Origin of the sequence: Nocardioides sp. (assembly GCF_047607365.1) — a bacterium.
GTDB lineage: Bacteria > Actinomycetota > Actinomycetes > Propionibacteriales > Nocardioidaceae > Nocardioides.
The window spans coordinates 1-7116 of sequence record NZ_JASGDD010000202.1 but is presented as its reverse complement, the minus strand read 5'-3'; the positions used below and the strand labels follow the sequence as shown (position 1 = coordinate 7116).

Sequence of the window (7116 nt, the reverse complement as noted above, 5' to 3'; positions counted from 1 at the left end):
GGCGGGCGTGGCGGGAGCCGTGGGCGGCGGCGTCGGCGCGGCCGGCTGCTGGAGCCCGCCGACGCCGAGACCGCCGACACCCATGCCCATGCCGATCAGGCCACCCGGGCCGGCGTTCTCGCCGGCCGCCTCGACGCCCGCGGCCACGGAGGCCTGCAGGTTCGAGTTGCCACGCGAGCCGGAGAGCGCGTCGGCGCGCTGGACGGTCTTGAGGAGCTCACGGGTGTTGGCGTCGTACTCGATGGAGACGATGGCGACCTTGACGATCTCGAGACCGCGCTCGGTCCGCCACTGGTAGCCCTGCTCGACCGCCGCGGAGAGGGACTGGGCGAAGCCGAGCGAGTCCTGCTGGAGCTTGGTGATCCGGCCGCCCTTGGCGGGGTCGTTGGTGTACATCGAGAAGGCCGGCGCGAGCGAGCCGACCACCTCGTTGAAGAGCTGCTCGCCGGCCGGGTTGTCCATGTCGGTGAAGTCGAAGACCGCGCCGCCGCCGATGACGCTCGCCGGCACGAAGTTGCGCAGGAAGGTGAGCGGGTCGGTGATCTTGAGCGTGTAGGTGCCGCGGGTGATGGCGCCGACCTGGGTGTTGAGGAAGGCGTCGTCCCAGTAGATCTCCGACTGCGTGCCGAAGCGGTTGTCGGGCAGCTCCTTGAGCGAGACGAAGACCGCCGTCTGCTGCGCGGAGGGCCGGCCGCCGAACTTGAAGCGCTCCCAGCTCTGCTTGATCAGGCTGTCGACGAGGCCGCCGCCGGTGAAGATCGAGGTGGAGGACTGGTCCTCGGAGTTCCAGATGTAGGCGCCGGCCTGGGCGGCGAAGCCGGTGAAGGCGCCGTCCTGCATCAGCACCAGGCCGTAGCCCTCGGGGACAATGATCTTCGAGCCGTTGGTGATGACGGCCTCGGAGCCGCGGACGTTGCTGCCGCGACCGGCGTTCTGGCCCCGCTTCGCGATCGGGAAGACGGCTGCCGTCGCCCCGACGCCGTCCGGCACGGTGTAGAAGTCGACCCACTGGTCGGCGAGCGTCCCGCCGATCGCCCCGATCGCTGCCTGGATGAGTCCCATGGGTGGCTCCTTCGCCGCGGACGTGGAGGCGCGCGAGGGGTTCGCACGCCGACGCAGGAAACCTACCGCGCGGCGCCAGCACGCGTCAGCGCAATCCGGGGCGTCGGACGCGGTGAGCTTGATCAGTTGTGATTGATCAATCTAGATTGATCAACTGTGACCACCTCCGAGGATCTCGACGACGTCGCGAGCGGGTTCGTCCTGGCCGTGAGCAAGCTCCGCCGACGGCTCCAGCAGCTGCCCGTCGAGCAGGGCGTCACGATCCCCGAGCTGGCGACCCTGGTCCGATTGGATCGCTTCGGCCCCCAGACCGGCAGCGCGCTCGCGAAGGCCGAGCAGATCAGCCCCCAGGCGGTGGGGACGACGGTCGGCGCGCTCGAGTCGAAGGGCCTGATCGCGCGCGGCGGCGACCCCGGCGACCGTCGCCGGGTCGTGTGGTCGCTGACGGGAGCCGGGCGCGAGATCGTCCGCCACAAGCAGGCCGTCCGGACGCGGCAGGTCTCCGCGGCGCTGAGGCGCCTCGACCCCACCGAAGTGGCGGCGCTGCATGCGGCACTGCCGGCGATGGAGAAGGTCGTCGACCACCTGTGAGCCGCGCGTCCGACCTGCCTGCCAACTACCACTGGATCGCGCTGGCCAACACGACGGCGGCCGTCTTCATGAGCGTGCTCGACGGCTCCATCGTGCTCATCGCCATGCCCGCGATCTTCGCCGGCATCGGGCTCGACCCGCTCGAGCCGAGCAACATCGGCTTCCTGCTGTGGATGATCATGGGCTACCGGCTCGTCCAAGCCGTCCTGGTCGTGCCGGTCGGCTGGCTGGGCGATCTCTACGGCCGGGTGCGGATCTACAACGCCGGCTTCGCGGTCTTCACCGTCGCCTCGCTGCTGCTGAGCTTCGACCCGTTCCACGCCGAGCGTGCCGCGATCTGGCTCATCGCGTGGCGGATCGTCCAGGCGCTCGGCGGCTCCATGCTGACCGCCAACTCCGCCGCCATCCTCACCGACGCGTTCCCGCCCGAGCGCCGCGGATTCGCGTTGGGCACCAACCAGGTCGCCGCTCTCGCCGGCCAGTTCATCGGCCTCACCCTCGGCGGACTGCTGGCCGTGTGGGACTGGCGGGCCGTCTTCTGGGTCAACGTGCCCGTCGGGCTCTTCGGGACCTGGTGGGCCTACACCCGCCTTCGTGAGACGTCGTCCACCCGTCGTACGGCGGCGCGGCTGGACTGGGCGGGCAACCTGACGTTCGCGGTCGGGCTGTCGGCGTTGCTCATCGGCATCACCGAGGCGATCCAGCCGCACGGCGAGTCCTCGATGAGCTGGACCGCGCCGCGGGTGCTGGTCGAGCTCATCGGCGGCCTCCTGCTGCTCCTCGCGTTCGTGGTGATCGAGTCGCGCGTCGAGAACCCGATGTTCCATCTCGGCCTCTTCCGGATCCGGGCCTTCGCCGCGGGCAACCTCGCCGCGCTGATGGCCTCGATCGCCCGCGGCGGCATGCAGTTCGTGCTGATCATCTGGCTGCAGGGCATCTGGCTGCCCATCCACGGCTACGACTACGCCCAGACGCCGCTGTGGGCCGGCATCTTCCTCCTGCCGCTGTCGATCGGATTCCTGATCGCCGGGCCGGTCGCCGGGACGCTGTCGGACCGACTCGGCTCACGCGGGATCGCGACATCGGGGATGCTGCTCTTCTCGGCGACGTTCCTCGGACTGCTCCTGCTGCCGATCGACTTCCCCTACTGGATCTTCGCGGCCCTCATCTTCGTCAACGGCATCGCCAACGGCATGTTCACCTCGCCCAACACCTCGGCGATCATGGGCTCGGTGCCGGCCGAGCACCGCGGCGCCGCGTCGGGCATGCGGGCGACCTTCCAGAACAGCGGCACCGCGCTGTCGATCGGCGTGTTCTTCTCGCTGATGATCGCCGGGCTGGCCTCCTCGCTCCCCCACACGCTGACATCGGGCCTGGTCGCGGCGGGCGTCTCGCCATCCTCGGCCGCCGCTGCGGGCGCACAGCCGCCGGTCGCCTCGCTCTTCGCCGCCATCCTCGGCGTCGACCCGATCGAGCAGCTCGTCGGTCGCTCCGTCGGCGGCCACGACTTCTTCCCCCGCCTGATCTCGGGGCCGTTCCACACCGGGCTGGTCGTGGTGTTCGCCTTCGGCGCGGCCCTCGGCCTGCTCGCGGCCATCGCCTCCGCCCTCCGCGGAGCCGGTACGACGGGCACCCGGTCCTTCACCCCCGCTGACACTCCCGCTGACACTCCCGCCGAAAGGACGGCCTCCTGATGCCGCTCACCGTCGTCGACCCCCGCCCCGCTCTGCCCACCCTGATCGTCGTGGATCTCCAGTCGGGGGTCGTCTCGCAGCCGCTCCCCGGCATGGCCGAGGTCGTCTCCGCCTCCGCCTCGTTGGCCGCCGCGTTCCGCTCACGGGGATTTCCGGTCGTGCTGGTCAACGTCTCCCACGGCGTACCGGGCCGCACCGACCGCAACCCGGCCGGCGGCTCACGGGCGCTGCCTCCCGAGGCCCAGGTGCTCGACCCGTCGCTCGGCGCCGCGGACCTGGTCGTCACCAAGCGGACGCACGGCGCCTTCCACGGCACCCCGCTCGAGGCCTGGCTGGCCGAGCGCGGCGTCACGCAGATCTTCGTCACCGGCGTCGCGACCGGCTCCGGCGTCGAGGCGACCGTGCGGGAGGGCCTCGCCCGAGGGCTCAACGTCGTCACCGTCGCCGACGCGATGCTCGATCGCGAGCCTGCCGTCCACGACTTCTGCGTCTCGACGGTGTTCCCGAAGCTGAGTCAGGTCGCCACGACCGCCGAGGTCCTCGCCGCGATCTGACCGGTCGGGGGTCGTCGTCGCCACGATCGTGCATTTGTGCGATGACACCCCGGGCAGCCCCGCGACACGCCGGACAGGATCCCGCACATGCATGATTCTGGCGGGTGCGGCGAGCCAACCGGAGCCCCGGCGAAGCGCGTGCGAAATGACGGAAGCCCGCCCGGTGACCCGGGCGGGCTTCCTCGCTGCTCAGTGAGCGGTGCGGTCAGGCACCGACCTCGAAGCGGGCGAAGCGCGACACCGTGGTGTTGGCGGCGTCGAGGACCTGCTTGACCGACTTCTTGGCCTCGAAGACCGACTCCTGGTCGAGCAGGACGATCTCCTTGAAGAAGGCGCCGATGCGACCCTCGACGATCTTGGCGACGGCAGCCTCGGGCTTGCCCTCCTCGAGCGTCTTCTTGGTCAGGACGTCCTTCTCCTTCTCCACGACGTCCGCGGGGACCTCGTCGGAGGTGAGGAACTGCGCCTTGAGCGCGGCGGCCTGCTGGGCGGCCTGCTTCGCGGCAGCCTCGTCGCCGGCGTACTCCACCAGGACGCCGAGGGTCGGCGGCAGGTCGGAGGCCTTCTTGTGCAGGTAGACCGTGGTCGTGCCGTCGAAGTACGCGACCTCGCCGAGCTCGATCTTCTCACCGATGGTGCGAGCGAGCTCGTCGACGGTCTCGCCGACCGTCTTCTCGCCGAGCGAGACGGCCTTGAGCGCCTCGGCGTCGCCGACCTTGGCCGCGTCGGCCGCGTCGGCGATGGCCTGGGCGGCCTTGATGAACGCCTCGTTCTTGGCGACGAAGTCGGTCTCGGCCTTGAGGCTGATGAGCGCGTTGCCGGAGGCGGCCACGAGGCCGGCGGAGGCCTCGCGCTCGGCGGCGCGGGCGGCGGCCTTGGCCGCACCCTTGACGCGGAGCAGCTCGACGGCCTTGTCGAAGTCGCCGTCGGTCTCGTCGAGCGCCTTCTTGCAGTCCATCATGCCGGCCTGCGTCAGCTCGCGGAGCTTCTTGACGTCGGCAGCGGTGTAAGCCATGGGTGTTCCTTTACTGGTACGTCGGTGTACGTGCGTGGGAAGGTCGGCTACTCAGGCCTCGGCGGGCGCCTCGGCCGGAGCGGCCTCGGTCACCTCGGCGGCGAGCTCGGCACCCTGGGCGTCGGTGGCCTCGACGGCCTCGGCGCCGGTGAGCAGCTCGCGCTCCCACTCGGCCAGTGGCTCGGCCTGGGCCTCGCCCTCGGCGGTCTTCGCGCCGGAGCGGGCGATGAGGCCCTCGGCGACGGCGTCGGCGACCACGCGGGTCAGCAGGCCGACGGCGCGGATCGCGTCGTCGTTGCCCGGGATCGGGAAGTCGACGTCGTCGGGGTCGCAGTTGGAGTCGAGGATCGCGATGATCGGGATGCGCAGCTTGCGCGCCTCCTCGACGGCGAGGTGCTCCTTGTTGGTGTCGACGATCCAGACGGCGGACGGGGTGCGGCCCATGTCGCGCAGGCCACCGAGGGTCTTGGCGAGCTTGTCCTTCTCCCGCTTCATCTGCAGGAGCTCCTTCTTGGTGCGACCGGAGCCGGCCACGTCCTCGAAGTCGATCTCCTCGAGCTCCTTGAGGCGGTTGATCCGCTGGTGCACGGTCGAGAAGTTGGTGAGCATGCCGCCCAGCCAGCGCTGGTTGACGTAGGGCTGGCCGACGCGCGTCGCCTGCTCGGCGATGGCCTCCTGGGCCTGCTTCTTGGTGCCGACGAAGAGGATGGTGCCGCCCTTGGCGACGGTCTCCTTGACGAACGCGTAGCCGCGGTCGATGTAGGCCAGCGACTGCTGCAGGTCGATGATGTAGATGCCGTTGCGCTCGGTGACGATGAAGCGCTTCATCTTCGGGTTCCAGCGACGGGTCTGGTGCCCGAAGTGGACGCCGCTCTCGAGGAGCTGGCGCATGGTCACGACTGCCATCGTGATTCTCCTGTTGTGTGGTGTGTTTTCAGTTGCCGCGCACGGGCGGGTGCCCGCGAGCCCTGGCGTCTGCGCGCAGCCCGACCCGATCGCTCGGGACTGAGGGCTGCGCCCGCGGGCGGCCGCCGCGGCTGGAGGGCCGGGCGTCGCGGTCTGCGGACGCGCGAAGTCAACCTGTGAGGGTTGCTCCGGTCAGGGTAGACGCAGCCGAGCGCCGAGCGCGAATCCGAGCGTCGACCGCCCCCGTCCCGCTCACCCCCGGTCACCTCCGGCCACCTCCGGTCACATCCGTCCCATCGTGGGCCACTCCCCCTCCCCGGTACGACGTCACGGCGCCGCTCCGCACAGGCCGGCCTGTCGCGCGCCGTCACCGTCCGTGCCCGCGGGGAGAGTCGTGCCCATGAGAGGTGCCACCGCCCGCCGGACCGGGCTCCGCGTCGCCCATCTGTGGATCGTCGTCCTCCTCTGCTGCGTCCCACCCGGGGCGGCAGCGGCCGGCACGGAGCCCGGCCCGGTGGGCGTGTGGCCCCTCTCCCCCACCCCGCGGGTCGTCCGCGGCTTCGACCCGCCGACGACCAGCTGGGGCTCGGGCCACCGCGGGGTGGACCTCGCGGGCGCGGTCGGCCAGGCGGTGTCGGCCTCGGTGGCGGGGACGGTCACCTTCGCAGGGACGATCGCCGGGAGGCCGGTGGTCGTGGTGGACGCCGGCGAGACCCGCACGACCTACGAGCCGGTGAGCGCCACGGTCGCCGTCGGCACCGCCGTGGCACGCGGGCAGCGGATCGGGACCCTCACGTCCATCGCCTCGCACTGTGCGCCTGCGGCCTGCCTGCACTGGGGCCTGATCCGCAACGACGACGACGTCTACCTCGACCCGCTGACCCTCGTCGGCGCCGTCCGGGTGCGCCTGCTCCCACTGTGGCGCGACACGCCGGCGACGTCCGTCCGGCCGCTCGCCGGGGCCTCGGGCGCGGGCTCACGCCCGGGGGTGGGCCTGCTGGAACGCCCGGCGGAGCCGGTCGGTGCTGACGTGGGTGTAGAGCTGCGTCGTGGCCAGGGACGCGTGCCCCAGAAGCTCCTGGACTGAGCGCAGGTCGGCACCGCCCTCGAGGAGGTGGGTGGCCGCGGTGTGACGCAGGCCGTGCGGCCCGATGTCGGGCGCGCCGGGGACCTCGGCGATGCGACGGTGGACCAGGGTGCGGACGGCCCGCTGGTCGATCCGCCCGCCGCGCGCACCGAGGAAGAGGGCCGCGCCGCTGCCGTCGGCGGCCAGGGCAGGACGGCCCCGCGCGAG

8 protein-coding genes are annotated in these 7116 nt (G+C 71.3%); 4 read left to right on the top strand and 4 right to left on the bottom strand.

The genetic code is table 11. From position 1 onward, the window contains the following. The coding region (locus QM572_RS15605; RefSeq protein ID WP_415094731.1) for an SPFH domain-containing protein at positions 1-1062 on the bottom strand (1062 nt) is incomplete at its 3' end. A gap of 156 nt (positions 1063-1218) precedes the next feature. Between QM572_RS15605 and QM572_RS15600 the strand changes: the two genes are divergently transcribed. Genes QM572_RS15600 through QM572_RS15590 form a run of 3 tightly spaced genes read left to right on the top strand, consistent with a single transcriptional unit; the run spans position 1219 to position 3901 of the window. Continuing rightward, the gene (locus QM572_RS15600; RefSeq protein WP_415094729.1) at positions 1219-1653 is read left to right on the top strand and encodes a MarR family winged helix-turn-helix transcriptional regulator; all 435 of its coding nucleotides are present in this window, start codon (positions 1219-1221) and stop codon (positions 1651-1653) included. Beyond that, positions 1650-3347, top strand: coding sequence for an MFS transporter (locus QM572_RS15595; protein WP_415094727.1), 1698 nt, complete (start codon positions 1650-1652; stop codon positions 3345-3347). The genes QM572_RS15600 and QM572_RS15595 overlap by 4 nt, the downstream gene beginning before the upstream one ends. Then, the gene (locus QM572_RS15590) at positions 3347-3901 is read left to right on the top strand and encodes a cysteine hydrolase family protein (RefSeq protein ID WP_415094725.1); all 555 of its coding nucleotides are present in this window, start codon (positions 3347-3349) and stop codon (positions 3899-3901) included. The genes QM572_RS15595 and QM572_RS15590 overlap by 1 nt, the downstream gene beginning before the upstream one ends. Before the next feature lie 205 nt (positions 3902-4106). Here QM572_RS15590 and tsf read toward each other — a convergent pair whose 3' ends face one another. Both tsf and rpsB read right to left on the bottom strand, forming a co-directional pair. Next, positions 4107-4916, bottom strand: coding sequence for a translation elongation factor Ts (tsf, locus tag QM572_RS15585; protein ID WP_415094723.1), 810 nt, complete (start codon positions 4914-4916; stop codon positions 4107-4109). Between the two features lie 51 nt (positions 4917-4967). Continuing rightward, positions 4968-5822: a 30S ribosomal protein S2 gene (gene rpsB, locus QM572_RS15580; protein WP_415094721.1), complete on the bottom strand. Its 855-nt coding sequence runs from the start codon at positions 5820-5822 to the stop codon at positions 4968-4970. A 400-nt stretch (positions 5823-6222) separates the two neighbouring features. Between rpsB and QM572_RS15575 the strand changes: the two genes are divergently transcribed. After that, on the top strand, positions 6223-6909 hold the full coding sequence (locus QM572_RS15575) for a M23 family metallopeptidase (RefSeq protein ID WP_415094718.1): 687 nt from the start codon (positions 6223-6225) through the stop codon (positions 6907-6909). Here QM572_RS15575 and QM572_RS15570 read toward each other — a convergent pair. Beyond that, positions 6799-7116: tyrosine-type recombinase/integrase (locus QM572_RS15570; RefSeq protein WP_415094716.1), on the bottom strand; the 318-nt coding region annotated here is incomplete at its 5' end. The genes QM572_RS15575 and QM572_RS15570 overlap by 111 nt on opposite strands.